The sequence below is a fragment of the Paraburkholderia kururiensis genome (assembly GCF_034424375.1).
GTDB classification, from domain to species: domain Bacteria; phylum Pseudomonadota; class Gammaproteobacteria; order Burkholderiales; family Burkholderiaceae; genus Paraburkholderia; species Paraburkholderia kururiensis_A.
On record NZ_CP139965.1, the window covers coordinates 2,502,835 to 2,528,050 of the forward strand.

At 65.9% G+C, this 25,216-nt stretch carries 21 protein-coding genes and 1 other RNA gene; 8 read left to right on the top strand and 14 right to left on the bottom strand.

The window, feature by feature from the left end; all coding sequences use genetic code 11:
• Positions 1-38 precede the first annotated feature (38 nt).
• The 3 genes from phaC to U0042_RS11210 form a co-directional block, all read right to left on the bottom strand.
• Positions 39-2,069 carry a class I poly(R)-hydroxyalkanoic acid synthase gene (gene phaC / locus U0042_RS11200; RefSeq protein WP_419150509.1) on the bottom strand — a complete coding sequence of 677 codons (2,031 nt, stop codon included), beginning with the start codon at positions 2,067-2,069 and terminating at the stop codon, positions 39-41.
• A gap of 539 nt (positions 2,070-2,608) precedes the next feature.
• The gene (gene pgeF, locus U0042_RS11205) at positions 2,609-3,475 is read right to left on the bottom strand and encodes a peptidoglycan editing factor PgeF (protein ID WP_114810784.1); all 867 of its coding nucleotides are present in this window, start codon (positions 3,473-3,475) and stop codon (positions 2,609-2,611) included.
• Positions 3,472-4,776: an RluA family pseudouridine synthase gene (locus U0042_RS11210; RefSeq protein ID WP_114810783.1), complete on the bottom strand. Its 1,305-nt coding sequence runs from the start codon at positions 4,774-4,776 to the stop codon at positions 3,472-3,474. Before U0042_RS11210 ends, pgeF begins: the two co-directional genes overlap by 4 nt.
• Before the next feature lie 176 nt (positions 4,777-4,952).
• On the opposite strand from U0042_RS11210, the gene U0042_RS11215 reads away from it, so the two are divergent.
• Positions 4,953-5,774: an outer membrane protein assembly factor BamD gene (locus U0042_RS11215; protein ID WP_114810961.1), complete on the top strand. Its 822-nt coding sequence runs from the start codon at positions 4,953-4,955 to the stop codon at positions 5,772-5,774.
• Positions 5,775-5,896: 122 nt separating this feature from the next.
• Here the strand turns inward: U0042_RS11215 and rlmD are convergent, their stop codons facing one another.
• Complete coding sequence (gene rlmD, locus U0042_RS11220; RefSeq protein WP_114810782.1) at positions 5,897-7,330, bottom strand: 23S rRNA (uracil(1939)-C(5))-methyltransferase RlmD; 1,434 nt, start codon at positions 7,328-7,330, stop codon at positions 5,897-5,899.
• A gap of 166 nt (positions 7,331-7,496) precedes the next feature.
• Here rlmD and U0042_RS11225 point away from each other — a divergent pair, with 166 nt between their 5' ends.
• A complete protein-coding gene (locus U0042_RS11225) occupies positions 7,497-8,396 on the top strand; it encodes an endonuclease/exonuclease/phosphatase family protein (protein ID WP_114810960.1) in 900 nt (299 codons plus the stop codon).
• A gap of 69 nt (positions 8,397-8,465) precedes the next feature.
• Here the strand turns inward: U0042_RS11225 and U0042_RS11230 are convergent, their stop codons facing one another.
• The 5 genes from U0042_RS11230 to surE are packed head-to-tail and all read right to left on the bottom strand — an operon-like array spanning position 8,466 to position 13,163.
• Complete coding sequence (locus U0042_RS11230) at positions 8,466-9,242, bottom strand: 3'-5' exonuclease (RefSeq protein ID WP_114810781.1); 777 nt, start codon at positions 9,240-9,242, stop codon at positions 8,466-8,468.
• Positions 9,243-9,245: 3 nt separating this feature from the next.
• On the bottom strand, positions 9,246-10,334 hold the full coding sequence (gene rpoS / locus U0042_RS11235; RefSeq protein ID WP_114810780.1) for an RNA polymerase sigma factor RpoS: 1,089 nt from the start codon (positions 10,332-10,334) through the stop codon (positions 9,246-9,248).
• A gap of 11 nt (positions 10,335-10,345) precedes the next feature.
• A complete protein-coding gene (locus U0042_RS11240; RefSeq protein WP_114810779.1) occupies positions 10,346-11,254 on the bottom strand; it encodes a peptidoglycan DD-metalloendopeptidase family protein in 909 nt (302 codons plus the stop codon).
• Between the two features lie 5 nt (positions 11,255-11,259).
• The gene (locus U0042_RS11245) at positions 11,260-12,408 is read right to left on the bottom strand and encodes a protein-L-isoaspartate(D-aspartate) O-methyltransferase (protein WP_114810778.1); all 1,149 of its coding nucleotides are present in this window, start codon (positions 12,406-12,408) and stop codon (positions 11,260-11,262) included.
• A complete protein-coding gene (surE, locus tag U0042_RS11250) occupies positions 12,405-13,163 on the bottom strand; it encodes a 5'/3'-nucleotidase SurE (protein WP_017773755.1) in 759 nt (252 codons plus the stop codon). Before surE ends, U0042_RS11245 begins: the two co-directional genes overlap by 4 nt.
• A 179-nt stretch (positions 13,164-13,342) precedes the next feature.
• Between surE and U0042_RS11255 the strand changes: the two genes are divergently transcribed.
• Entirely contained in the window at positions 13,343-14,314 is a 972-nt protein-coding gene (locus U0042_RS11255; protein ID WP_114810777.1) for an NADPH:quinone oxidoreductase family protein, read from the top strand.
• A 108-nt stretch (positions 14,315-14,422) separates the two neighbouring features.
• Here U0042_RS11255 and U0042_RS11260 read toward each other — a convergent pair whose 3' ends face one another.
• From U0042_RS11260 to ffs, 5 genes are all read right to left on the bottom strand, one after another.
• Positions 14,423-15,706, bottom strand: a complete 1,284-nt coding sequence (locus U0042_RS11260) for a CaiB/BaiF CoA transferase family protein (RefSeq protein WP_114810776.1) — start codon at positions 15,704-15,706, stop codon at positions 14,423-14,425.
• Positions 15,707-15,861: 155 nt separating this feature from the next.
• Positions 15,862-16,458, bottom strand: a complete 597-nt coding sequence (recR, locus tag U0042_RS11265) for a recombination mediator RecR (RefSeq protein ID WP_114810775.1) — start codon at positions 16,456-16,458, stop codon at positions 15,862-15,864.
• Between the two features lie 28 nt (positions 16,459-16,486).
• Complete coding sequence (locus tag U0042_RS11270) at positions 16,487-16,813, bottom strand: YbaB/EbfC family nucleoid-associated protein (protein ID WP_017773751.1); 327 nt, start codon at positions 16,811-16,813, stop codon at positions 16,487-16,489.
• A gap of 68 nt (positions 16,814-16,881) precedes the next feature.
• Positions 16,882-19,356: a DNA polymerase III subunit gamma/tau gene (locus U0042_RS11275; RefSeq protein ID WP_114810774.1), complete on the bottom strand. Its 2,475-nt coding sequence runs from the start codon at positions 19,354-19,356 to the stop codon at positions 16,882-16,884.
• Positions 19,357-19,685: 329 nt separating this feature from the next.
• Positions 19,686-19,784, bottom strand: an RNA gene (gene ffs, locus U0042_RS11280) — signal recognition particle sRNA small type.
• Positions 19,785-20,170: 386 nt separating this feature from the next.
• Here ffs and trxA point away from each other — a divergent pair.
• The 5 genes from trxA (at position 20,171) to U0042_RS11305 (ending at position 25,169) form a co-directional block, all read left to right on the top strand.
• Positions 20,171-20,497 carry a thioredoxin TrxA gene (gene trxA, locus U0042_RS11285; protein WP_017773749.1) on the top strand — a complete coding sequence of 109 codons (327 nt, stop codon included), beginning with the start codon at positions 20,171-20,173 and terminating at the stop codon, positions 20,495-20,497.
• Positions 20,498-20,710: 213 nt separating this feature from the next.
• Positions 20,711-21,973 (top strand): transcription termination factor Rho, encoded by a 1,263-nt coding sequence (gene rho, locus U0042_RS11290; RefSeq protein ID WP_114810773.1) that lies wholly within the window; start codon positions 20,711-20,713, stop codon positions 21,971-21,973.
• Between the two features lie 195 nt (positions 21,974-22,168).
• The gene (locus U0042_RS11295) at positions 22,169-22,723 is read left to right on the top strand and encodes a MerR family transcriptional regulator (protein ID WP_114810772.1); all 555 of its coding nucleotides are present in this window, start codon (positions 22,169-22,171) and stop codon (positions 22,721-22,723) included.
• A gap of 57 nt (positions 22,724-22,780) precedes the next feature.
• Entirely contained in the window at positions 22,781-24,301 is a 1,521-nt protein-coding gene (locus U0042_RS11300; protein WP_114810959.1) for an MFS transporter, read from the top strand.
• Positions 24,302-24,338: 37 nt separating this feature from the next.
• Positions 24,339-25,169, top strand: coding sequence for a M90 family metallopeptidase (locus U0042_RS11305; protein WP_114810771.1), 831 nt, complete (start codon positions 24,339-24,341; stop codon positions 25,167-25,169).
• Positions 25,170-25,216: the final 47 nt, after the last annotated feature.

A 25,216-nucleotide genomic window follows, 5' to 3' on the forward strand; every position in this document is an offset into this window, starting at 1 on the left:
TCCGTCCGGCCACGCGAATGGCCGGTACGCCGTGCGCTTCAGTCGCGCTGCAGCACGTAGCGTCCGGGCGCCGGCTCGATCTCGGGAAACTCCGGCGAGCCGGCCTGCATGCGTGCCTTGATCTTGCGTCCCGCGTACTGGTCGAGCCAATTCACCCATTCGGGCCACCAGCTGCCGGGCACTTCCTCCGCCGCCTCGAACCATGTGTCGGCATCTTTCGGCAGATGCTTGCCGTCGCCGCGCACGGTCCAATAACTGCGCTTGTTTTTCGAAGGCGGATTGATCACGCCCGCAATGTGGCCCGACGCCCCGAGCACGAACCGGAGCGGCCCGGTGAGGAGCGGCACCGACGCGTACGCCGTGCGCCACGGCACGATGTGATCTTCGCGCGAACCGTAGATGAAAGTGGGCACGTCGATGCGCGAGAGGTCGACCGGCTCGCCGCACACGGTGAGCGCGCCCGGCTCGCGCAGCCGGTTCTCCAGATACGTATTGCGCAGGTACCACACGTACATCGGGCCAGGCAGGTTCGTCGAATCGCTGTTCCAGTAGAGCAGGTCGAACGGTGCCGGCGTGCGCCCTTTGAGATAGTTGTCGACCACGTAGTTCCATACGAGATCGTTCGGACGCAGGAACGAAAACGTGTTCGCGAATTCGATGCCGCGCATCAGGCCCGGCGCCGTGCCGTCCTTGCCGCCGATGGTCTGCTCGCGCATCTTCACATGGGCCTCGTCCACGAACACGTCGAGCACGCCGGTGTCCGAGAAGTCGAGCATCGCGGTGAGCAGCGTCATCGAGGCGGCCGGATGTTCGCCGCGCGCGGCGGCCACGGCGAGTGCCGTGGCGAGCAGCGTGCCGCCCACGCAGAAGCCGAGCGTATTGATCTGTTCGCGACCGCTGATGCTGCGCACCGTTTCGATGGCGGTAAGCACACCCTCTTCGACGTAGTCGTCCCAGCTTTTGTGCGCAATCGACGCATCGGCGTTGCGCCACGAAACCAGAAACACCTGGTGCCCCGACTCCAGCGCGTGGGCGACGAGCGAATTCTCCGGCTGCAGATCGAGGATGTAGAACTTGTTGATGCACGGCGGCACGATGAGCAGCGGCCGCTCGCGCACGGAGGACGTCCGCGGCTTGTACTGGATCAACTGCATCAGGTCGTTCTCGAATACGACCGAACCTTCCGTATTCGCGAGATTCTTGCCGACCACGAAGCGCGACTCGTCGGTCTGCGAAATCTTGCCGCGCTGCAGGTCGGCGAGCAGATTCATCACGCCCTGACGCAGGCTTTCGCCGTGACTGTCGAGCAGCGTCTTTTGCGCTTCGGGATTGAGCGCGAGGAAGTTGCTGGGCGACGCGGCAGCCGTCCATTGCTGCACGGCGAAGCGGATGCGCTCACGCGTTTTCGCGTCGGTCTGAAGCGCATCGACGAGTTCATGCAGATAGCGTGCGTTGAGCAGATACCACGCGGCCGTGAACGCATAGGCCGGCGTCGTCTTCCAGGCCTCGGACGAGAAGCGGCGGTCTTTGAGTTCGAGCGGAGACTGTGCGGTATCGGCGGCCTGTTGCAGCAGTTGCACCGCCTCGCGCGAATAGTCGGACTGCAGCGACTGCAGACGCTCGGGCGCGATGGACGCCGTAGGCAGCTTCAACGCCTGCAATGCCGAGAACGGCGAGGATGCGAACGATGTCGCGGCCTTGGTGAAGTCGGGCATCGGCGGCATGGAGGGCATCGATGGCATCGCACCCGCGTTGAATGCGCCCGCCCCGCCCATAGCTCCCGGCACACCGGGCGGCCACCAGGGCCACGCGGTTGCCGCGCCCTGACCCGCTGCGCCTTTGTCCTTGCCAGCGGTCCCGTTAGCGCCGCTCGCGCCATGACGCGCCGCATTGGCCGCAGCCGCACCTTCCTGAATCTGTTGAGTGGCGGCATTCGCAAGCGAGCGCCAGGCGTTGAGCCAGGCATCGAACATCTGCTGCATGCCGGCAGCGTCCGGCGAGGTGTGCTGCGTGCTGTGCGCCGAAGCGTTGTTGCGCGAAGAAGCGGAGGAATCTCGTGATGCAGCCATACCTGCTGTTGACCGGTGTGCCCCGAAGGACGGGTTGAGAGGCAGGTTGCACGCGCACGGGCCGATTGCTCGCGACCTCGACGCCCTGTCCCGTGGATGGGAAACATTCTTGCTCCCCACCAAAAGCCATGTCAATGCTTGCTCCCGATTTTGCCGCAGTGCGATATTTTTTTTATTATCGTTTTCCCCCATCCGTTATGCTGCGCAGCAATTCGCGCAGGCACGCAATGCGTAATGGGACGGCAAAACCATGTGCAGCAACGCATGGAATCTTCGTCGATCCCATAGCGCGCGACGGACGAAGCACGTATGTGCGGTGCCGCGCAAGACGGCTGCGCATCGCGTTCTGCGCCGCGGCTTCCTTCTACGTGTGGCGCGAGCGTCGTGGGTTCTTGCGCCTCGTGCGTTCATCGTCGGTTTAGCACCTCGTACGCCGACAATCGCGCGGAGCGAAGCCGTCTCGCGCGTCCTTCATTTGCTCGCATCGCGGCGAATTGATCGCACGGTCATGCCGCGCGTTCACCGCTTCGATCGCAGATTCAATCGTTGAGCCAGATCATGGCCGCCATGCGTCCCGTCACGCGATCGCGCCGGTAGGAATAGAAGTGTTCGCGATCGGTGACCGTGCAGCGGTCCCCGCCCGCAATCGACTCGATGCCCATTGCATTCAGACGCAAACGCGCAAGCGCCGGGAGATTGGCCAGATATTTGTCCGGCGCATGTGAATGCGCAACGAACGCGCGCGCCGTTGCATCTGCGATTGCAGGCGGCGTTCCCGCCTGTCGCGATGCGTCCACAGCGGGCACGCTGTTCATGAAGGCGTCACGCACGTCTGCGCCCACTTCGAACGCAGTCGGGCCAATGGCGGGGCCGAGATAGACCTGGAGTGACTCGACCGCGCAACCGGCCAGCCCGGCCACACGCACAGCGGTCTTTTCGATCACACCCGCCGCGAGTCCGCGCCAGCCCGCATGGGCAGCGCCGACGGCACGTCCCGCCGGGTCGCAGATCAACACCGGCATGCAGTCCGCGACCATCACCACGCAGGCGACGCCGGGTCTCGCGGTCACGCTCGCGTCGGCACGCAGCGGCGCACTGCCTGCGTCCAATGCGGCCAGTGCGTGTTCCGCCTGTACCACGTCGCTGCCGTGCACCTGCTCGAGCCACGCAGGCCGCGCGCCGGCAAGCGCGACGAGACGCGCGCGATTGGCCTCGACGTGTACGAGATCGTCGCCGGTATGCGTGCCGAGGTTCAGACCACCGGACGCATCTGCGCCGTTGCGCCAACGGCCGTAGGGCGGCTCGCTCACGCCGCCGTTGCGCGTCGTCACGCATGCGCGTACGCGGGACGAAACGGCCCAGTCGGGTTGCAACACGTCGGCGAGTGTCAGGTCAGGCTCGGTCATGCGCGAGGGTCCTCGTCTTCATCGGAAGACGGATCGTAGCCGTCTTCGTCGGCGCCGTCATAGGGTTCGGCGGCGTCCACGTCTTCGTTGGCGTCGGTGTCTTCCTCGTACGAATCGCCTTCGTACGCTTCGTACACGTCTTCTTCGGCAAAGCCGTGGGCCGCGTCTTCGGCGCCGAAGCCGAGCGCTGCGATCAGTTCCTGCATGTCCTGCGGTACCTCGGCACGCCAACGCATCGGGCGGCCGGTACGCGGATGCACGAGGCCGAGTTGCCACGCATGCAGCGCCTGGCGCGCGAAGCCGCCTGGCAACGGCGTAACGGAACGCTTGCCGCGCGCGCGTCCGTACACGGGATCGCCCAGGAGCGGATGACCGACGTGCGCGCAATGCACGCGAATCTGGTGGGTGCGGCCCGTCTCCAGATCGCAGTGAATCGCGCTCACGGGTTGCCCCTGCCAGACGGTCGAGTCAACGAGCCGGAAATGCGTGCGCGCGGGCTTTCCCGAAGCGCCCGCCACGACGGCCATGCGCGTGCGTTCACGCGGATCGCGTCCGATCGGCGCATCGATGGTGCCTTCCTCCGGCATGTTGCCCCACACGAGCGCGAGATAGCGGCGCTTCACCGTGCGCGCCTGCAGCTGACGCACGAGATCGGTCTGCGCTTCGAGCGTGCGCGCTACGACCATGAGCCCCGACGTTTCCTTGTCGAGCCGGTGCACGATGCCCGCACGCGGCAGCCCCGCCGCCGCCTCGCCATAGCGATGCAGCAGGCCGTTGAGCACGGTGCCGCTCCAGTTGCCTGCGGCGGGATGCACGACGAGCCCGGCGGGCTTGTCGATCACGACAAGCGTGTCGTCCTCGTAGACGATCGCGAGCGGCACGGGCTCGGGCGTGAAGGCCAGTTGCTCGGGCAGCAGGTCCGGCACGAGTTCGATCGTCGCGCCAAGCGGCACCGGCTGACGGATCTTCGCGGGCGCCCCGTTCACGCGCACACGCTGTGCCTCGATCCACGCCTGCAGGCGGCTACGTGAAAATTCGGGAAACACTTTGGCGACCACCTTGTCGAGACGCTCGCCGGCCAGCTGAAGCGGGACTTCTGCCACGCGCGGCGCAGCCGCATCGCCTTGCGCGGTGCCGCCGCCGACGTCCGTGCCGCCGCCGGACAGCGCGAGTTCGTCGCTCTCCAGTTCGTCGTCGAGCGGCTCGCCTGCAACTACGTCGTCGGGCGAGCCGCCCAGGCTATAATCGCTGCTGTTTTTGGCGCCGGCTGCTGCGGCGTCCCGAGGATCTGAACGGGTCATTGAGGTTGGGTCGACTGGACCTGAAGCTGAACTGGAAAATGCGAGCCTTGAACACCACTACTCCATCCGGCCCACGCGCGGCACGAGTCACTACCCGGCACACGGTGCGGCAAACGGCGCGACTAGCAGCGCATTGCGGGGCCCAACATGAAGCGCGGGAAGCGGCCGAAGGAGCGATCCGCGCGGCCTCGCGCACGGCTCGCGGCATCGTGAAGTACGCGGTTTGCGCCGCGGCGCTGGCCATCGTGGCAGCCTGCCATGGCCTGCCGGAAAAGACCGACGAGACAGCAGCCTGGCCGAACAACAAATTATATACGGAGGCTCAGGATGCGCTCTCCGGCAGCGACTGGGGCAAGTGCGCGAAGTACTTCGAACTGCTTGAAGGTCGCGACCCGTTCGGCCATTTTGCCCAGCAGGCGCAGATCAACGTGGCCTACTGCAACTGGAAGGACGGCGAAACGGCCGCCGCAGACGACGCGGTCGACCGCTTCATCCGCCTGCATCCGGATCACCCCGACATCGCCTACGCGTACTACCTGAAGGGCATGATCCACTTCAACGACGACCTCGGTCTGTTCGGCCGTTTCTCCGGTCAGGACATGAGCGAGCGTGACCCGAAGTCGCTGCGCGAGTCGTATGACGCGTTCAAGGCCGTGGTGGACCGCTACCCGAACAGCAAGTACGCGCCGGACGCAGCGCAGCGCATGCGCTACATCGTGAACGCGCTCGCTTCGCACGAAGTGCACGCGGCCGACTACTACTATCGCCGCGGCGCCTATGTGGCCGCGATCAACCGCGCACAGTTGGCGATCAAGGAATACCGCAACGCGCCGGCTATCGAAGACGCGCTGCACATCATGATGCTCTCGTATCAGAAGCTCAACGAGCCGCAGCTCGCCGACGATACGAAACGCGTGCTCGCCGCCACGTTCCCCGACAGCCCGTACGTCACCGGACACCCGCGGCCCACCAAGGCGAAATCCTGGTGGCAGTTCTGAGCCGACCGCCCCGCGCCTCTCGATACGAAAACGCCACGGCATTGCGCCGTGGCGTTTTTCTTTGCAGCTTCGTTCGTGCCCGCGGCGGCCGCCGGCACGCGCCCAGGTCAAACGCGCCCTCGTCAATCCCGCTCGAACAGCGCGATCGATTCGACGTGCGACGTATGCGGGAACATGTTCACCACGCCGGCGCCCTTGAGCCGGTAGCCGGCTTCGTGCACGAGCAGCCCCGCGTCGCGCGCGAGCGTAGCGGGATTGCACGACACGTAGACGATGCGCGACGGCAGCGGACCCTCGCCCGACTGCGCGATCTCCGCGAGCGCCTTGCACACCGCCAGCGCCCCTTCGCGCGGCGGATCGACGAGGAACTTGTCGAAATGTCCGAGGGCGCGCATGTCGTCGGCCGTTACCTCGAACAGGTTCCGGCAGGCGAACGACGTGTGTCCGTCCACACCGTTTTCCTTCGCATTGGCGAGCGCGCGCGTGGTCAGCGCCTCGCTTCCTTCGATGCCCACCACCTCGCGTGCGAGCCGCGCGAGCGGCAGCGTGAAGTTGCCGATGCCGCAGAACAGATCGAGCACGCGGTCGCCTGCCGCCGGCGCCAGCAGGCGCAACGCACGGCCCACCAGCACACGGTTGATCTGGTGATTCACCTGGGTGAAGTCGGTCGGCTTGAACGGCATGCGGATGCCGAACTCGGGCAGCGTGTAGTCGAGCTGCGCGTCGAGCGGATAGAACGGGAAAACGGTGTCCGGTCCTTTGGGCTGCAGCCAGAACTGCACGTTGTGCTCGTCGGCGAAAGCACGCAGCAGCGCCTCGTCCGCGGCATTGATCGGCTCGAGGATGCGCAGCACCAGCGCCGTTACGCTGGAGCCGACCGCGAGTTCGATCTGCGGCATGCGTTCCTTGATCGAGAGCCCCTCCACGAGGTGGCGCAGCGGCACGAGCATTGCTGAGACGTGAGGCGGCAGCACCTCGCAGCTCGTCATGTCGGCGACGTAGCTGCTCTTGCGCTCGTGAAAGCCGACCAGTACGCCGCCCTTCTTCGGCACGTTGCGCACGGTGAGCCGCGCGCGATAGCGGTAACCCCACGACGGGCCGTGGATGGGCCGGAACATCGTCTCGGCGCGCAGCTTCGCGAGATGCTGAAGGTTGTCTTCGAGCACCCGCTGCTTGACGGCGATCTGCGCCCGCACGTCGAGATGCTGCATCGAGCAACCGCCGCAGGTGCCGAAGAACTTGCACTGCGGCACGGTGCGGATGACGCTTTCGCGCAGTACGTCTACCACCTGGGCCTGCTCGAAGCTCGGCTTCTTGCGGTAACTGGAGTACGTGACACGCTCGCCCGGCAACGCGCCTTCGACGAAGATCACCTTGCCGGGCTGGCCGTCGTCGGTCACGGTGCGGCCTACGCCGCGCGCCTCCATATCGAGCGACTCGATCTCGAGGGTCGGCGCCGGAAACGCGGTTTGCGACGACGCGCCTTGTGCGGCACCCGCAGCGCCGGCAGCGGTCTTTTCTTTTCGGGAACGACGGGGGAAAGCAGCTTGGGACACCTGCGAATTCCTGGCAGACAATGGCTGGCAAGCCAGCCGGTGAACACGGACAACGAACGGACAACCACGCGGCAAAGGCGAGATTGTAGACGATGTGGACCGTACGCCCGCGCCGTGCCGATCCGTCGGGCGCGCGGCAGCGACACGAACCATACGGGAGATGACGATGCGACTGATCAGCTGGAATGTCCAATGGGGACGCGACGCCGACGGCAAGGTGGACCTCGCGCGCACCGTGGCCGAGGCACGGCGCCTCGTGGACTTCGACGTCTTCTGCATGCAGGAGGTGACGCGCGGCTTCGGCGCGCTGCCGGGCCATCCCGGCGACGACCAGTTCGCGGAACTCGCCGCGTTGCTGCCGGGCTTCACGGTGCTCGATGCAATCGGCGCCGATCTTCCGGCGTTGTCCGCGAGGTCGGGTTCTGGTTCTGGCTCTGACTCCGGCTCCGCCGCCCGCCCGCGCCGGCGTCAGTTCGGCAACGCCATCGCCACGCGGCTACCTGTCGAACACGTGATCCGTCATTCACTGCCGTGGCCGCCCGATCCGGCTGCGCCTTCGATGCAGCGCGTCGCGCTGGAGGCCATCATCCGCACGCCGGATCGCGGGCCGGTGCGCGTGCTCGTCACGCATCTGGAGTTCTATTCGATGCAGCAGCGTGTCGCACAGGTCGATGAGCTGCGGCGGCTGCAACTCGAGGCCGCGGGCCACGCGGCTCATCCCGCTCCCGCTGAAAATACCGAGGGTCCGTTCGCGCCCACTGGGCGACCCGCAAGCGCGATCATCTGCGGCGACTTCAACAGCGATTTCGGCAGCGAGGCGTATCAGCGCATGCTCGCACCCCTGGCGGGCAGCCCTTCGTTCATCGACGCGTGGACCACGCTGCACCCAGGCCTGACGCCGCCGCCCACGGCCGGCGTCTACGACAAGGCGCAGTGGAGCGACGGGTCCATCGCCTGCGACTTCATATTCGTCACCGAAGATCTGCGCGATCGGCTGACGCGCTGCGAAATCGACGGCGCGACACGCGCGTCCGACCATCAGCCGGTCGTGCTTGAACTGGATTGACGGGATTAAAGCGGGAGCGCTAAAGGAGGACGCGGCACAAAGTGCGGCCGGCCATTTACCTCGGGCACATCACTGCTCGAACGCGGCCAGGTATTCGGCCCAGTGGGCCGCGGGCTCCTGCGCGAGCGAATTCTTCACGAGCGCGATTTCATCTGCGTATTCATCGGCGGAGAGACCGCCGCGCATCAGCTGGAAGCGGCAATACAGCAAGTAGGTATTGACCACGTCCGTCTCGCAGTAATTACGGATTTCCTCGATCCGCCCCTCCTGGAACGCCTGCCACACCTGGCCACCGTCCATGCCGAGCTTGCCGGGAAAGCCGCACAGCTTCGCGAGCGCATCGAGCGGCGCGTTCGCGCGCGCCTGGTACATCGCGAGCAGGTCCATCAAGTCGGTGTGGCGCGAGTGGTAGCGGCTGATGTAGTTGTTCCACTTGAACTCGCGATCGTCCTCGCCCAGATCCCAGTAGCGCGATGCGCGAATGCCGTGCACGAGCGCCCGGTAGTGGAGAACGGGCAGATCGAATCCGCCGCCGTTCCACGACACGAGTTGCGGCGTGTATTTTTCGATGGTCCGGTAGAACGACTGGATCAGCGCGCCCTCGCCGTCCGTCAGCGTGCCGAGCGAGCGCACGCGAAATCCGCTGCTGTCGCGAAACACGCACGAGATCGCAGCGACGCGCTGCAGGTGATGCGGCAGGAAATCGCTGCCGGTCTTCTCGCGGCGAGCGGCAAAGGCGTGCTCGGCCACTTCGGCGTCGGTCAGCGTGGCGGGAAGATCGTCGAGGCGTCGAATGCCGGCGACATCGGGAATCGTCTCGATGTCGAATACGAGGATGGGTGTCATCAGTTACAGAACGGCGTCCTTGCGCACGCCATTGGAGGCGAAGAAACGCTTGAGCCGCACGAGTGCCTCCTGCTGGATTTGCCGCACGCGTTCGCGCGTGAGGCCCATTTCGTCGGCGAGTTCTTCGAGCGCGGCGGGTTCGATGTGGTTGAGGCCGAAGCGGCGCTCGATCACGTGGCGGTGCTTGTCCGAAAGGCGCGCAAGCCAGGCCCGCGTGAGCGTTTCAAGCTCGCGGTGCTGGACTTCGGCGTCGGGCGACTGGCTCTGGTCGTCGGACAGGAGGTCGAGCAGACTGCTTGCCGGGTCGAGGTCGAGCGGTGCATCCAGCGAGGCCGTATGCTCGTTGAGCGCGAGGATGTCCGTGACTTCCTCGGTGGTCTTGCCGGTGAGGTAAGCGATGTCGTCGATGCTGGCGTCGCGGCGCTCGGCGACTTCGCCCGAATTGAGCGAATTCTTTTCGAGGTGGCGCTTCGCGCGTAGCACCTGGTTCAGCTCGCGGATCACGTGCACGGGCAGCCGTACGGTGCGCGCCTGGTTCATGATGGCGCGCTCGATGCTCTGGCGGATCCACCAGGTGGCGTACGTCGAGAAACGGAAGCCGCGCGCCGGGTCAAACTTTTCGATGGCGTGCATGAGGCCCAGGTTGCCTTCTTCGATCAGATCGAGCAGCGGTACGCCGCGATTCAGGTAACCCTTCGCGATGCTCACGACGAGCCGCAGATTGCGCTCGATCATGACCTGCCGCGCCTCGAACTCGCCCGCCTTCGCAAGCCGCGAGTAGCGCTGCTCCTCCTCCACCGTGAGAAGCGGCTTCACGCTGATGCGATTCAGATAGTGCTGGATGGTGTCGGCCGTGAGTTCGGCCTGAAGGAGCGCGCGAAAGTCGTCGGCGTCGGGGGCGGCCTCCCGGCCGCCTTCCTGCTCTTCGGCTTCGTCCCCGGATTCACGCTCGTCGAAATCGCGGCCGCCGTCGCTGCTGTCGAGTGCTTCGTCTTCATTCGCCGACGCGCCGCCCTCGTCCACCGAAGCCTCTGCGGCTCGGTTCACGGATTCGCTCCCGGTTTGCTGCTGGCGGCGCTTCGGTTTCGGCATGGTCAGCTCGCTTATTGCGGCGGCAAATACTTCAGCGGGTCGACAGGTTTACCCTGACGGCGAACTTCGAAATGCAGCATGACGCGGTCCGAGTCGGTATTCCCCATTTCGGCAATCTTCTGCCCCTTGGTGACCGCATCCCCCTCTTTTACCATCAAAGCGCTGTTATGTGCATACGCCGTGAGGTACGTCGCATCATGCTTGATGATAATGAGATTGCCGTATCCGCGCAGCCCATTTCCGGCATAGACCACGCGTCCATCAGCAGCGGCCTTCACGGCTTCGCCCTGCGTACCGCCGATGTTGACGCCCTTGTTCTTCGAATCGTCGAAGGTGTTGAGGATGGGCCCACGCACCGGCCATGAGAAGGCCACGGTGCCACCGCTTGCCGCGCTCGTGTCGCTCGCGGCGGGTTGCGGAGAAATCGTGGTCGCCGTGGACGCCGAACCGTTCGCAGGCGGCACCGCCGCGGCTCCAGCCGCAGTCGGGCTGCCAAGCGGCGCGCTCTGCACGCCGCCGCCCACGATAGGCGACGTGGCCACGCCGGGCGTGGCGGCGGCAACGTTCGCGCCCGGCGGCGCCACGCGCAACAGCTGGTCGACCTCGATCTGATTGGGATTGGCCAGGTTGTTCCACGCGGCGATGTCGCGATAGTTCTGACCGTTTTCGAGCGCGATGCGATAAAGCGTGTCGCCCGGCTTCACACGGTAGTAGCCCGGCGGGGGCGGTCCGAGCGGCACGGCCGGCTGCGCCGCGGCGCCGGCCGTGTTGAGCGGACTGGAGCGATCGACCACCGGCGCGTTGTCGAGCCGCGTGGCGCACGCCGTCAGCAGAGAAATCGCGAGCACGCATGCGCTACGTTGAAAAACCGTCAGATCTACGTTCATTTTGTTTCTTTGCATCGCGCGCAACATACTCATCGTTTTCAAACCACTCCGGATTTTAAGGGGACAAAGAAAACGCGATCAAGCCGCACTTCCCGCCACTGCGCGGGCCCGGTGCGCTCCACGAGCGTGAGCACCTGGGCGCTTTCGCTTTGCGCACCGTTCGCACCGGCCGAGCCCTGCTCGGCCACGGGCGCCACGAGCCGGCCGCCAATGGCGAGCTGCTCGAGAAGCGCCTGCGGCACGTCGAGCCCCGCTGCGGCGATCACGATTGCATCAAACGGCGCCGCTGCCGGCAGACCCAACCGCCCGTCGCCGTAATGCAGACGGATATTCGGAATGCGCAGCGGACGCAGATTCGTCTTGGCGCGCTCGTAGAGCGGCTTGATCCGTTCGATCGAATACACCTCGCGCGCCACCTGGCTCAGCACCGCGGCCTGATACCCGCAGCCCGTGCCGATTTCGAGCACGCTCGCAAGCGGTCGTCCCGCCGCGGCGAGCTCGATCATCCTGGCGACGACGGACGGTTTCGAGATCGTCTGGTGATGGCCGATCGGCAGCGCCGCATCTTCGTAGGCCTGAGTCGCGAGGCCCGGGTCGACGAACATGTGGCGCGGCACGACCGACATCGCATTGAGCACGCGCGAATCGGCAATGCCGTTCGACCGCAGGCGTTCGACCATGCGCTCGCGCACCCGTTCCGAGGTCAGGGCGTGCGCGCCGTTCAAGGCGACATTGGGCGCACCGGTCGGCATCGCACGGGCACCGACTGACCGGACCGGATGCAACGAAGGCGATGCCATCGACGCCGCACCGGCCACCTTCTTCGGTGCGCCGGCAACCGAAGTGACGGCGGCGCCGCGCGGCCTCGCGGCGCTGTGTGGCTTCGCTGCCATGCCTTGCGGCGTACCGGCGTCGCGCGACTTGATCGCGACAGGTTGGGCCGGCTTCGCGGTAATCGCCTTCCCGGCGCGCGGCGACGCGGCGGCAGCCGGCTTCGCCACGACAGCAGGCTTCGCCGCGGCAAGCGGCTTCGGCGACATGGCCGGCGACCTCGTGACGCCCACCGGCTTCACCGCGCCCGCCGGTTTCGCGGCGCGCACATCGAGCGGCCCGCCGTCGCGCTTGCGCGGCTCGCGCACAAGGTCGGCGAGCTCCAGCGGAAAACGCTTTGCGCGCTCGCCAGTCATGAGGCCCTGCGGCCTGCGCGAAGCCAGTCGCGCGCAACGGGAAGCATCTGCGTGTGGGTGAGGTCGAGTTGCAGCGGCGTGATGGACACATGGCCCGTTGCGACCGCGTGGAAATCGGTGCCCTCGCTCGCGTCGCGCGCGCTGCCCGACGGACCGATCCAGTAGATCGGCTCGCCGCGCGGATTGGTCTGGCGGATCACGGGCTGCGAGGGATGGCGCTTGCCCAGGCGGGTGACGCGCCAGTCGCCGAGCTCGTCGTAAGGCCGGTTGGGAATATTGACGTTCAGAAGCGGATGCCCCGGCAGCGGATGCTCGAGGAAATGCGCGACGATTTCGACCGCCACGCGGGTCGCATCTTCCAGATGCACCCAGTCCTTGTCGACAAGCGAGAACGCGATGGCCGGCACGCCGAACATGATGCCTTCCGTGGCGGCGGCCACCGTGCCCGAGTACAGCGTGTCCTCGCCCATGTTCTGGCCGTTGTTGATGCCAGATACGACGAGGTCGGGCTTGTGATCCAGCATGCCCGTGAGCGCGATGTGGACCGAATCCGTGGGCGTGCCGTTCACGTAATAGAAGCCGTTCGCCGAGCGCAGCACCGAAAGCGGACGCGACAGCGTGAGCGAGTTCGACGCCCCGCTGCAGTTCTGCTCGGGCGCCATCACCGTGACATCGGCAAGCGGCTTGAGCGCCGCGTAAAGCGCGGCGAGACCGGGTGCCAGATAGCCGTCGTCGTTGCTGAGGAGTATTCGCATCGGCCGATTGTAACCGAGGAAAGAAGGCACGCGAACGACACAGCTTGCCGCGCCGCTGCCCGCGCATCGCCGCGCAGACGTCCCGTCTTCCGGCGATTCGCACCGGCGCGAAAGCGCACGTCCGTTCGCCATGCCGTACACTGCCTGTCCGACATTCGCCTGCACTGTGAGGAGACGTCATGCGCGCAATACGCTGCAAAAAGTACGGCCCGCCCGCAACGCTCACGCTTGAGGAATTGCCCGATCTGTTGCCGCCGCCGGGCCACGTCGTGATCGACGTGAAAGCGGCGAGCGTCAATTTTCCGGACGTGCTGATCATCGAGAACAAATACCAGGTGAAGCCGCCGCTGCCGTTCACGCCCGGCGCAGAGGTAGCCGGCGTGGTGCGCGCGGCGGGAGAAGGCGTCACGCTCGCGCCCGGCACGCGTGTGGTCGCGTTCATAGGCTACGGCGGATTTGCCGAGCAGGTGGCGGCGCCGGCTTCGGCCTGCATGCCCTTGCCCGACGACGCCGAGTTCGCGACGGCCGCAGCGTTCATGCTGGCGTACGGCACCTCGCATCACGCGGTGGTGGACCGTGCCGCGCTGCAGCCTGGCGAAACGATGCTCGTGCTGGGCGCGGCGGGCGGCGTGGGGCTCGCGGCGGTCGAGATCGGCAAGGCGATCGGCGCGCGCGTGATCGCGGCGGCCTCCACGGACGAGAAGCTCGCCGTCTGCACCGCTCACGGCGCGGACGCCACGCTCAACTATGCACGCGACGACCTGCGCGCGCGCATCCGCGAACTGACCGACGGCAAGGGACCGGACGTGATCTACGACCCCGTCGGCGGCGTCTATACGGAGCCCGCGTTTCGCAGCATCGCGTGGCGCGGCCGACATCTGGTGGTGGGCTTCGCCAACGGCGAGATTCCGAAACTGCCGCTCAATCTCGCGCTGCTCAAGAGCGCGAGCGTGGTGGGCGTCGCGTGGGGCGAGTTCGCGAAGCGGGAGCCGCACCGCAATGCGGCGGCGTTCGCGCAGATGTTCGAGTGGATGAAGGCCGGCAAGCTGCGGCCGCACATTTCGGCGCGCCATGCGCTCGCCGATACGCCGCGCGCGCTGGCCGACATGGCCTCGCGGCGCGTCACGGGGAAGATCGTCATCGAGATGTGAGGGGGCGCCGGGCGGTTCTCTTCGACGCACGCGAGGACGGATTCCGTCTCGACGTTTTGTCGCGGACTTTCGCCCCACGCCCGTCTCGCAGGCTCGCGCTTTGGCCCATCAAATGACGTGCCGCTCCCGCAGTTGCGCGATGCGATTCGCGTCGTAACCCAGGCCGCGCAGCACTTCGTCGGTATGCTCGCCGAGCTGCGGGCCGAGCCAGCGCGTCTCGCCCGGCGTCTCGGAGAAGCGGGGCGTCACGGCGGGCAGCGCCACCTCCACGCCGTCCTGCCACTTGAAGCGCTGAATCATCTGGCGCGCGATGTACTGCGGGTCGGTGAACATGTCGGCGACGCTGTAGATGCGGCCCGCCGGCACCTCGGCTTCGTTCAGCACCGCGAGCGCCTCGTCGATCGTGCGGCTCGCGAGCCACGCCGCGATCGCGCCGTCGATTTCGGCGGTGCGCGGCACACGGCCGTCGTTATGCGCGAGCGCCGGATCGTTGGCGAGGTCGTCGCGGCCAATGGCCAGCATCAGGCGACGAAAGATCGGATCGCTGTTGCCGCCGATCACGATGCTGCCGTCGCGGCAAGGGTAGGTGTTGGACGGCACGATGCCCGGCAGCGATGCGCCGGTGCGCTCGCGCACCATGCCGTAAAGCCCGTATTCGGGCACCACGCTCTCCATCATGTTGAAGACCGCTTCGTAGAGCGCGACGTCGACCACCTGTCCCTTGCCGCCGTTGACCTGGCGATGATGCAGCGCCATCAGCGCGCCGATCACGCCGTGCAGCGCCGCGATCGAATCGCCGATCGAAATGCCGATGCGCGGCGGCGGCAGATCGGGGTAGCCCGTGATGTGGCGCAGCCCGCCCATCGATTCGGCGATCGCACCAAAGCCGGGGCGGTCGCGATACGGGCCGGTCTGCCCGTAACCGGAAAGGCGCACCATCACAAGGCCGGGGTTGTTTTTGCAGAGCACGTCGTAACCAAGGCCCAGCTTTTCGAGCAGGCCGGGCCGGAAGTTTTCCACCACGATGTCGGCTTCGCGCGCGAGACGACGCACGATCTCCTTGCCCTCCTCGGCCTTGAGATTCACCGTCACGGACTTCTTGTTGCGCGCCTGCACGGCCCACCACAACGAGGTGCCGCCTACCTCGGGATAAAGCTTGCGCCACTTGCGCAGCGGATCGCCGCCCTTCGGGTCTTCGATCTTCACGACGTCCGCGCCGAACTCGCCAAGGAGCCGCGCTGCGAAGGGGCCTGCGATCAGCGTACCGAGTTCGAGCACCTTGACGCCGGCGAGCGGCCCGCTCGGCTTGCCGGCGGCAGCGGTGGCGTGCTGCGTGGCGCCCTCGTCGTGAGCGGCGGGATGCTGCGGGGATTGGGGGGAGGCTGCGCTCATCTGTCTTGTGTCTCTGGGTGATGTCCGGCGCGAAGGTCTGGCGACGACTGCGGGTGCCTTCTGCGGGTGCCTATCTGGCGCGGCGTTTTCTCGCGGCGCCGTCGCAGCGCAGGCGGGTCGCGTTAGCGGCGCCGCAGGCAGCGCCGGTTGCACCGCTAAAGCGAGCGTCTGTCGAGCATCGCGCGCGCGATCGTGCCGGCGTCCACGTACTCGAGTTCGCCGCCCACCGGCACGCCGCGCGCGAGCCGCGTCACCGCGAGACCGCGCGCCTTGAGCGTCTGCCCCAGGTAGTGCGCGGTCGCCTCGCCTTCGTTCGTGAAGTTGGTGGCAAGCACGACTTCCTTGACGACGCCGTCCGACGCGCGCTTCACGAGCCGATCGAAATGGATTTCCTTCGGACCGATGCCGTCGAGCGGACTCAGCCGCCCCATCAGCACGAAGTACAGGCCGCGATAGGTCATGGTCTGTTCGAGCATGATCTGGTCGGCGGGCGTTTCGACGACGCACAACAGCGTCGGATCACGCTCGGCATCGCTGCAGACCTCGCAGATGCGCGCTTCGGTGAAGGTGTTGCACTTCTCGCAGTGCTGCAGATGCTCGGTCGCAAACAGCAGCGCGCGGCCGAGCTTCTCCGCGCCTTCCAGGTCGTGCTGCATCAGGTGGTACGCCATGCGCTGCGCGGACTTCGGTCCGACGCCGGGCAGCGCACGCAGCGCTTCGACGAGCGCTGCGAGGGCGGATGGTTGCTTCATGCGAAATCGGTTCCGCTTGGCGTGCGCCTCAGAACGGCAGCTTGAAGCCCGGCGGCAGCGGCAGACCGGAGGTCATGCCACCCATCTTCTCCTGCGTGGTGGCTTCGGCCTTACGCACGGCGTCGTTGAAGGCGGCGGCGACGAGGTCTTCCAGCATGTCCTTGTCGTCGGCAAGCAGGCTCGGGTCGATCGAGACGCGACGCACATCGTTGCGGCACGTCATCGTCACCTTCACGAGGCCCGCGCCGGACTGCCCTTCCACTTCGATCTGCGCGAGCTGCTCCTGCATCTTCTTCATGTTTTCCTGCATCTGCTGGGCCTGCTTCATGAGCCCGGCGAGTTGGCCTTTCATCATGGTCACTGCTCCTTGTGGATTCTGTGGATTCGAAAACGGGACGCCTCGCGCGCGGCAAGGCTCAGGGGTTAGTGGCCGGCCGACGCGCCGCTGGCGCCCATGCCTGCGTCCGGCACGATGGGCCGGATGGAACCCGGCACGATGCTCGCGCCGAACTCGCGGATCAATTGCTGCACGAACGGGGCGGCGCCGATCTCGCGCTCGGCGTCGCGCTGACGCTGGGCACGCGCGGCCGCATCGAGCGCGGCGGCCGTGCGACGCGCAGGGCCTACCTCGACCAGCACCTCGACCGGCTTGCCGAGCCGCTCGGCAAGCGCGGCCTTCAGTTTGGCGACCTGCGTGGCCTCGGCATACTGCGGCACCGGCACGCTGAGCTTGAGCGTGGTGCCGTCGAGCGCCGTGAGTTCGCTATTGAACGCGAGCTGATATGAGATGCCTTTGAGCGCCAGGCCGACGGCGAGCGCGGGCCAGTCGCCGACAAAGCCGATGGCGTCGAGCGCGATGCCGGGCGGCAACTGGCTCACGTCGATCACGGGCGGAGCGGCGGGTGCGGCTGAAGCCGGCTTCGCGTTGCCTGACGGCGGGTAGCCCGGCTCACTGTCGAATACGGGCATGAACCGGTCGTCGTTGTCGTCGACAGGCGCGAAGTACGCGTCCTCGGCGCCGGCGGGCAGGTAGTCGTCAGGCGGGATGTCGTCCCACGGCGGCATCGACGGAGCGGCGTCGCTTGCATCTTGCACCTGCGCGCGGGCGCCCGACGGCGACGCCTCTTCGGCGCGCCGCGATGCGGCCGGCGCGGGAACCGGAACGTTGACGCGAGGCGCAGCGGGCTTACGTTCGGGCGCGGGCTGAGCGGAAGACTGTGCGACAGGCTTCGATGTGGGCGTTGAAGCGCCCCCCGCTGAGGCGGCGACGGAGCGGCTGCGGTCGGTCGATACCTTCATGCCGGCGTTGCGCAGCACGTCGAGCGCTGCGCTCGCACCACCGCGGCGCGGCGCGGCGGCCGGTGCGGGCGTCCGCGCTGGCTCGGACCGCTCGCTCGAGGCAGCGGGCGCGTCTGCAATGGAGGCACTCCCCGGCGTGATGACCTCGGGCGCACGAGGCGCAGCGTCGAGCGGTGTGTCGTCGCTTGCAGCCTCAGTTGCTTGCGCCTCCCCGTGGGCGGCGGAGGTTGCGGTTGCCTCGATCTCGGTTTCCCACGGCGGGGCAACGGCAGGCGCCTGCGTGGACAGGTCGGTCGCTTGTAGTGGAACGTCGGCGGTTGCCGGAGAAGCGGTTCCGGCGCGCGTAGCCGTAACCGTAGACGAAGGCGCCGAAACCGACGACTGCATGGCAGCCGGCGCCGCGGCTTGCGCGCCCGTCGCCATGGCAGGGGTCGTCGAACGCGGGCCGTTCGTGCCAGCCGACGCGGGTTTCACGGCGCGGGCGCCGCCCGTCCCGCCGCCCCCTGTTCCGTTTGCAGCGGGCTCGAAGGCCAGCATGCGCAGCAGCGTCATCGTGAAGCCCGCGTATTCGTCGGGAGCGAGCCCAAGCTCGCTTCGGCCGATCGTCGCGATCTGGTAGAAAAGCTGCACGGCCTCGGGACTCAGTGCTTCGGCAAAGCGTCGCAAGTCCGCCGCTTCGGGCCATTCGTCGAGCACCGACGACGGCGCGAACTGCGCCCACGCCACGCGATGCAGCAAGCCCGCGAGATCCTGCAGCGCGGTGGAGAACGACAGGCTGCGCGACGACATTTCGTCGGCGATCGCGAGCACGGCGGCGCCGTCGCCTTCTATCAGCGCGTCGATGAGGCGAACCAGATAGCTCTGGTCGAGCGCGCCGAGCATGCCGCGCACCGCCTCTTCGGTCACCTGGTTCGCGGAATACGCGATGGCCTGGTCGGTGAGCGAAAGCGCATCGCGCATCGAGCCGTCCGCGGCACGCGCGAGCAAGCGTAGCGCCTGCGGTTCGAATGCGACCTGCTCCTCGCCGAGGATGCGCTCCAGATGCGACACGATATGGCCGGCCGGCATCTGCTTAAGGTTGAACTGCAGACAGCGCGAGAGCACCGTCACGGGAATCTTCTGCGGGTCCGTCGTGGCGAGGATGAACTTGACGTGCGGCGGCGGTTCTTCGAGCGTCTTCAACATCGCGTTGAACGCGTGGTTCGTGAGCATGTGCACTTCGTCGATCATATAGACCTTGAAGCGCGCATCCACCGGCGCATAGACGGCGCGCTCGAGCAGCGCCGCCATTTCGTCCACACCGCGATTACTCGCCGCGTCCATTTCCACGTAGTCGACGAAGCGCCCCTCGTCGATTTCCCGGCACGCGCGGCACACGCCGCACGGCGTCGCCGTCACGCCGGTCTCGCAATTGAGCGCCTTCGCGAAGATCCGCGAGAGCGTGGTCTTGCCCACACCACGCGTTCCGGTAAACAGATAGGCGTGATGCAGCCGTCCGCCGTCGAGCGCGTGCGTGAGCGCGCGCACCACGTGCTCCTGTCCGACGAGCGAAGCGAAATCCTTCGGCCGCCACTTGCGTGCGAGAACTTGATAGGTCATCGGGAAATTGTATCAGCAACCCAGGGGCGCAAAGACCAGCCCGCGCCCGGCGGCGCGGCGTCACGCCGGCCGACCGCAGCACGCGAGGCGCGGCAGCCGCGGATGATACAGGGCGAATACCATGGGCCTGCGAGAAATGCCCCGCCCGAAACGCAGAGCCGGCGAATCAGCGGCGTGATATCGCGCGAAAGCAATCGCTGGACAGGTGCGAAAAACGGTGACGAAAACGTGTGGGGGTGCGGCGGGAAATCGTTGAAAACGGCGCGCTGGAAATGACGCGAACAAACACGCGCGAAACAACCGGGAAGATACAAAAAAGAAAAGAGGAAGGTGACGAGCCTGACCCTCGGCACTGGCGGAAAACGGCTGTGGCTGCTTCGTTCCCGACCTGACCAGGTTGACCGCCCCTCCATGCGAGGAGGCCCGTCACGTCGCATTCTAGCATCGGTGGCCGCACAACGCGACTGCTCTCGCGTCGAAACATGTTTTACCCGCTGAGAACGGGCACTCTTGTATCCGCTGCGGACGCCACCAGACAGGCTTCGCCGCGGCATCAAAACGTCGGTGACCCTACCGTCGGCATGAGTACTATCACCACCGGCAGCACATAGCAATTTAGGCTACACTGGCGCTGCAAATACCGGCAAAGCCGCTGGAATTCAAGGTTCTTCGCGCGAATCCGACGTCAGCGCTTTTTATATCGCAAGCGCTTTCGGCCTGATCTCGACAGCGGCGCGAACGGACGTCTTTTCAGTTTTGGTGTATCGTGGCGGACACTTTTGGCAAGCCTCGATCCTAAAGAGGTATTCACACAATGAGCGAACAAATCAAGCACATTACCGACGCATCGTTCGAGCAGGACGTCGTCAAGTCCGACAAGCCGGTGCTGCTCGACTTCTGGGCCGAGTGGTGTGGTCCCTGCAAGATGATTGCGCCGATTCTCGACGAGGTCGCGAAGGATTACGGCGACCGTCTGCAGATCGCGAAGATCAACGTGGACGAACATCAATCGACGCCGGTCAAGTTCGGCGTGCGCGGCATTCCGACGTTGATCCTCTTCAAGAACGGTGCCGTTGCGGCACAAAAGGTAGGGGCGCTGTCGAAGTCCCAGCTCACCGCGTTCCTCGACAGCCACCTCTAAGCGCCTGATACGCGCGTTGCGCGAGTCATTGCGCGTGTTGTCAGCCGGCAACACGCGCAATGACAACATGTCCGTCTGCCGCGCAGGCGGATTTTCGCGTGTGCTATGCTAGAATCAATAAGGCGTCGGACAGGCGCCTAAGTCCTTGAGCGGTTCCGCTCACCCTCCTCCCATATTTCATTTCGTCGCATTCCTCCCCGACGGGTTCTCCGTATGCATTTATCCGAGCTCAAGTCCCTGCACGTGTCCGAACTGATCGAGATGGCCAATGGCCTCGAGATCGAAGCGGCGAACCGCCTGCGCAAGCAGGAACTCATGTTCGCGATTCTCAAGAAGCGCGCCAAGACGGGCGAAACGATTTTCGGCGACGGCACGCTCGAGGTGCTGCCGGACGGCTTCGGTTTCCTGCGCTCGCCGGAAACCTCGTACCTCGCGAGCACGGACGACATCTACATCAGCCCGTCGCAGATCCGCCGCTTCAACCTGCACACCGGGGACACCATCGAAGGGGAAGTGCGTACACCGAAAGACGGCGAACGCTACTTTGCGCTCGTGAAGGTGGACAAGGTCAACGGTCAGCCGCCCGAGGCCTCCAAACACAAGATCATGTTCGAGAACCTCACGCCGCTGCACCCGAACAAGGTGCTGCTGCTCGAACGCGAAATGCGCGGTGAGGAGAACGTAACGGGCCGCATCATCGACATGATCGCACCCATCGGCAAGGGTCAGCGCGGCCTTCTGGTTGCCTCGCCTAAGTCAGGCAAGACGGTGATGCTTCAGCACATCGCGCACGCGATCAAGCAGAACCATCCGGACGTCGTGCTGTTCGTGCTGTTGATCGACGAGCGCCCCGAGGAAGTGACGGAAATGCAGCGTTCGGTGGCGGGCGAAGTGATCGCCTCCACGTTCGACGAACCGGCCGCGCGCCACGTGCAGGTCGCCGAAATGGTGATCGAGAAGGCCAAGCGTCTCGTCGAAATGAAGCATGACGTGGTGATTCTGCTCGACTCCATCACGCGCCTTGCACGCGCCTACAACACCGTGGTACCGGCTTCGGGCAAGGTGCTTACAGGCGGTGTCGACGCCAATGCGCTGCAACGCCCGAAGCGCTTCTTCGGCGCGGCGCGCAACATCGAGGAAGGCGGCTCGCTCACCATCATCGGCACGGCGCTCATAGAAACCGGCAGCCGCATGGACGACGTGATCTACGAAGAGTTCAAGGGCACGGGCAACATGGAAGTGCACCTGGAGCGACGCCTCGCGGAAAAGCGCGTCTATCCGTCCATCAACCTCAACAAGTCCGGTACGCGCCGCGAAGAGCTGCTGATCAAGCCGGACATCCTCCAGAAGATCTGGGTACTGCGCAAGTTCATCCACGACATGGACGAAGTCGAGGCGATGGAATTCCTGCTCGACAAGATCCGCCAGACGAAGAGCAACGCAGAGTTCTTCGAGATGATGCGGCGCGGCGGCTGATCGGCGCGCGCCTCACCTATCGCATTCCTTGAACGCCCGCCTCGCGCGGGCGTTTGCTTTTGTGTGTGCCGGCGACACGATGGCAACAATCACTGCCCGCTCGTTCCAACCTGTACGTGAACGTTCACGTTTTGCTACAATGTGGCGATCGTACACACCACGCCCGCGCGACTCCTCGCCCGGTAGCCGCCGCTCATGTCCAGCGAAATGCCTGCCCTCCTCACCGTCCGCGACGCCGCCCACCGGCTCAACGTCACGCCACGCACGCTCAAGTACTACGAGGAGCGCGGCCTCGTCACGCCCGCGCGTAGCGACGGGCGCTATCGCCTCTACAGCGAGGACGATCTCGATCGGTTCGGCCGCATCCTGAGACTGCGCTCGCTCGGCTTTTCGCTGAGCGGCATCACGGAGATGCTGAAGCGTCCGCTCGAGCCGGCTGAAGGCGGTCGGCGTCGCTACTCCAACGAGTCGCTACGCGAGATTCGTGACGGGCTCAGCCAACAGGTGGCCGCGCTGGATGCGCGCATCGACGCGGTGCGCCGCGAGCTGAAGGAAGCGCAGGCGCTCAAGACTGAACTGGTTCGCGATCTCGACTATGTCGAACGGCGTCTTGCCGGCGAGAACGCGGACGCGCTGCTCGACGAACGCCGTGCACTCGGGGCAAAACGGCGCACACCGACACCGGCACGACGATCCGCAGAAGCCGCACGCGGCACTGCGCGCAAGAGGGCCGCGGACGAGGGCCTGTAAGCCGTGACGTCCCGAGCATTCCGGCTCCCGCGATGGGACCTCGTCGGCGCGTTCGGCATAGACACGCTGCGGGGCGACTTTTTCCCGTGGGTGCTCGCCGTCGTCACGGGCCTCGACTATTTCGACAACGCGATCTTCTCGTTCTTCGCCAGCTACATCGCGGGCGGCGTCAATGCGTCGCCGGACGAACTCGTGTGGTCGTCGTCCGCCTACGCCGTCGCGGCGGTGCTCGGCATCCTGCAACAGCAATGGTGGGTGGAGCGCCTTGGCAACCGCCGCTATGTGGCCGGCTGCATGCTGCTCTACGCGTGCGGCGCCGTCGCGGCGTCGCTTGCGGAGAGTTCGGTGGAACTGGCCATTGCGCGCGGCTTTCAAGGCTATTTCATCGGGCCGATGATGGGCGCCTGCCGCATTCTCATCCAGATGAGCTTTACGCCGCGAGAGCGCCCCGCCGCAACGCGCGCCTTTCTGATCCTGATCGTGCTGTCGAGCGCACTCGCACCGCTCGCGGGCGGGCTGCTGGTGGCGAATTTCGGCTGGCGCGCGCTGTTCGCCTGCACGGCGCCCGCGGGTGTGCTGTTCGCGGGCTGCGCCCTCGTCTGCCTGCCGGACACCGGCGGCTTGCAAGCCGAAGCACGCGGCGACGCGCATTTCTGGCCCTACCTCGTCTTCGCCTTCGCGCAGGGCGCACTCCAGATCGTGATGCAGCAGTTGCGCTTCGAACTCTTCAGCGCGTCGCCTGCGCTCATCGCGCTCACCGTGGCGGGAATCGGCGCACTCGGCTGGTTTGCCTGGCATCAATGGCACCATCCGGCGCCGCTCATGCGTCTGCATGCCTTGCGCGAAAAGACGTTTCAGGTGGGCCTCGCGCTTTACGTCCTCTACTACTACGAGTCGACGGGCTTCAGTTATCTGGTCTCGCGCTTTCTCGAAAGCGGCCTCGGCTATCCCGTCGAGAACGCAGGCCGGCTCGTTGGCATGACCTCGCTGATCTCGGCGAGCGCGCTGTTCGCGTATCTGCGTTACGCGAAGCTGTTGCCGCGCAAGAAGTGGCTGATCGTCTCGGGTTTCGCCGTCGCCGCGCTCGCGGCGTTTTCAATGACGCGCATGACGCCCGACGCAAGCGAAGCGGCGCTCGTGGCGCCGCTGCTCCTGCGCGGTCTGCTGCTGCTCTTCATCGTGCTGCCGGTGGCCAATCTCACGTTTAGAATATTCGCCATCGACGAATTCACGCACGGCTACCGGCTGAAGAACATCGTGAGGCAACTCACGATTTCGTTCGCCACCACGTCGGTCATCGTCGTCGAGCGGCATCGCGACGCGTTGCATCGCACACGGCTCGCGGAAGTCGCCACGCCGTTCAACCCGCTTTTTCGCGATGCGCTCGGTGCGCTGACACAAGCCTTCGAATCGGCCGGCCGCACGGCAGGCGAAGCGCACACGCTTGCCGTAGCGGAAGTGGGCCGGCTCGTCGTACGGCAGGCGAGCTTCCTCACGTCGCTGGACGGGTTTTACTTCCTGATCGGCGTGGCCGTGTGCGGCGGACTCTTCGCGGCGTGGCAAAAGCAGATCGACTAAACCAACCGTTACAGCACCGACCGGACAAGCCCACCCGATGCTTTCGAAATTCACGCAATGGCTGGACACGCGCCGCCGCGATCGCGCACTGCGCACGCATGCCATTTCCGACGCGCTGTGGCGCAAGACGCTCGACGGGCTCCCCTTCCTCTCGCATCTCGACGCGGCGGACCTCGAACGGCTGCGCGAACTGACAAGCCTCTTCCTTGCCCAGAAAGAGTTTTCCACGGCGCACGACCTCGAACTCACCGACGAAATGACGGTCGCCATCGCGGCCCAGGCGTCGCTGCCGGTGCTGAACCTGAGCCTCGACCTGTATCGCGGCTGGGTGGGCGTGATCGTGTATCCGGGCGAGTTCGTCATCCGCAAGACGGTGGAGGACGAAGCCGGCATCGTCCACGAAGTCGAGCACGACGCGAGCGGCGAGGCCTGGGAAGGCGGTCCCGTGATTCTTTCGTGGGAAGACGCGCAGATGACGGACGGCGCCGACGCCTACAACGTCGTGATCCACGAGTTCGCGCACAAGATCGACATGCTGACCGGCGAGGCCGACGGCCACCCGCCTCTCTTCAGACGCTGGCACGCGCCGCTCGACGCGCAGGCGTGGTCCGATGTCTTCGACCACGCCTACGACCAGTTTTGCGCAAAGGTGGACGCGGTGCCCGAGCGGCGCTGGGCGCGCTTCGAGCGCGATTCGCTGATCGATCCTTATGCGTCGGACCATCCGTCGGAGTTTTTCGCCGTCTGTAGCGAGGCCCTCTTCGTCAAACCGAAGGCGTTCGAGGCCGAGTATCCCGAGCTTTACCGGCTGCTCGCGCGCTATTACCGGCAGGATCCGGCGAAGGTGGGCGCGCTGGAGGCACGGTGAGGCGTCCGAAAGCCCGGCCCGCGCGCGACTGGCCGCCAAAAAAGTCG

Bases quoted from the DNA above. Each gene is read 5' to 3' on its own strand.
- U0042_RS11230 (WP_114810781.1), bottom strand. From the start codon at position 9,242: ATGACACCCATCCTCGTATTCGACATCGAGACGATTCCCGATGTCGCC.
- U0042_RS11305 (WP_114810771.1), top strand. From the start codon at position 24,339: ATGCTTTCGAAATTCACGCAATGGCTGGACACGCGCCGCCGCGATCGC.
- U0042_RS11255 (WP_114810777.1), top strand. From the start codon at position 13,343: ATGCGCGCAATACGCTGCAAAAAGTACGGCCCGCCCGCAACGCTCACG.
- trxA (WP_017773749.1), top strand. From the start codon at position 20,171: ATGAGCGAACAAATCAAGCACATTACCGACGCATCGTTCGAGCAGGAC.
- U0042_RS11245 (WP_114810778.1), bottom strand. From the start codon at position 12,408: ATGACTGGCGAGCGCGCAAAGCGTTTTCCGCTGGAGCTCGCCGACCTT.
- recR (WP_114810775.1), bottom strand. From the start codon at position 16,458: ATGAAGCAACCATCCGCCCTCGCAGCGCTCGTCGAAGCGCTGCGTGCG.
- pgeF (WP_114810784.1), bottom strand. From the start codon at position 3,475: ATGACCGAGCCTGACCTGACACTCGCCGACGTGTTGCAACCCGACTGG.
- rho (WP_114810773.1), top strand. From the start codon at position 20,711: ATGCATTTATCCGAGCTCAAGTCCCTGCACGTGTCCGAACTGATCGAG.
- U0042_RS11260 (WP_114810776.1), bottom strand. From the start codon at position 15,706: ATGAGCGCAGCCTCCCCCCAATCCCCGCAGCATCCCGCCGCTCACGAC.
- U0042_RS11225 (WP_114810960.1), top strand. From the start codon at position 7,497: ATGCGACTGATCAGCTGGAATGTCCAATGGGGACGCGACGCCGACGGC.
- U0042_RS11210 (WP_114810783.1), bottom strand. From the start codon at position 4,776: ATGACCCGTTCAGATCCTCGGGACGCCGCAGCAGCCGGCGCCAAAAAC.
- U0042_RS11270 (WP_017773751.1), bottom strand. From the start codon at position 16,813: ATGATGAAAGGCCAACTCGCCGGGCTCATGAAGCAGGCCCAGCAGATG.
- U0042_RS11275 (WP_114810774.1), bottom strand. From the start codon at position 19,356: ATGACCTATCAAGTTCTCGCACGCAAGTGGCGGCCGAAGGATTTCGCT.
- U0042_RS11295 (WP_114810772.1), top strand. From the start codon at position 22,169: ATGTCCAGCGAAATGCCTGCCCTCCTCACCGTCCGCGACGCCGCCCAC.
- phaC (WP_419150509.1), bottom strand. From the start codon at position 2,069: ATGGCTGCATCACGAGATTCCTCCGCTTCTTCGCGCAACAACGCTTCG.
- U0042_RS11240 (WP_114810779.1), bottom strand. From the start codon at position 11,254: ATGAGTATGTTGCGCGCGATGCAAAGAAACAAAATGAACGTAGATCTG.
- rpoS (WP_114810780.1), bottom strand. From the start codon at position 10,334: ATGCCGAAACCGAAGCGCCGCCAGCAGCAAACCGGGAGCGAATCCGTG.
- surE (WP_017773755.1), bottom strand. From the start codon at position 13,163: ATGCGAATACTCCTCAGCAACGACGACGGCTATCTGGCACCCGGTCTC.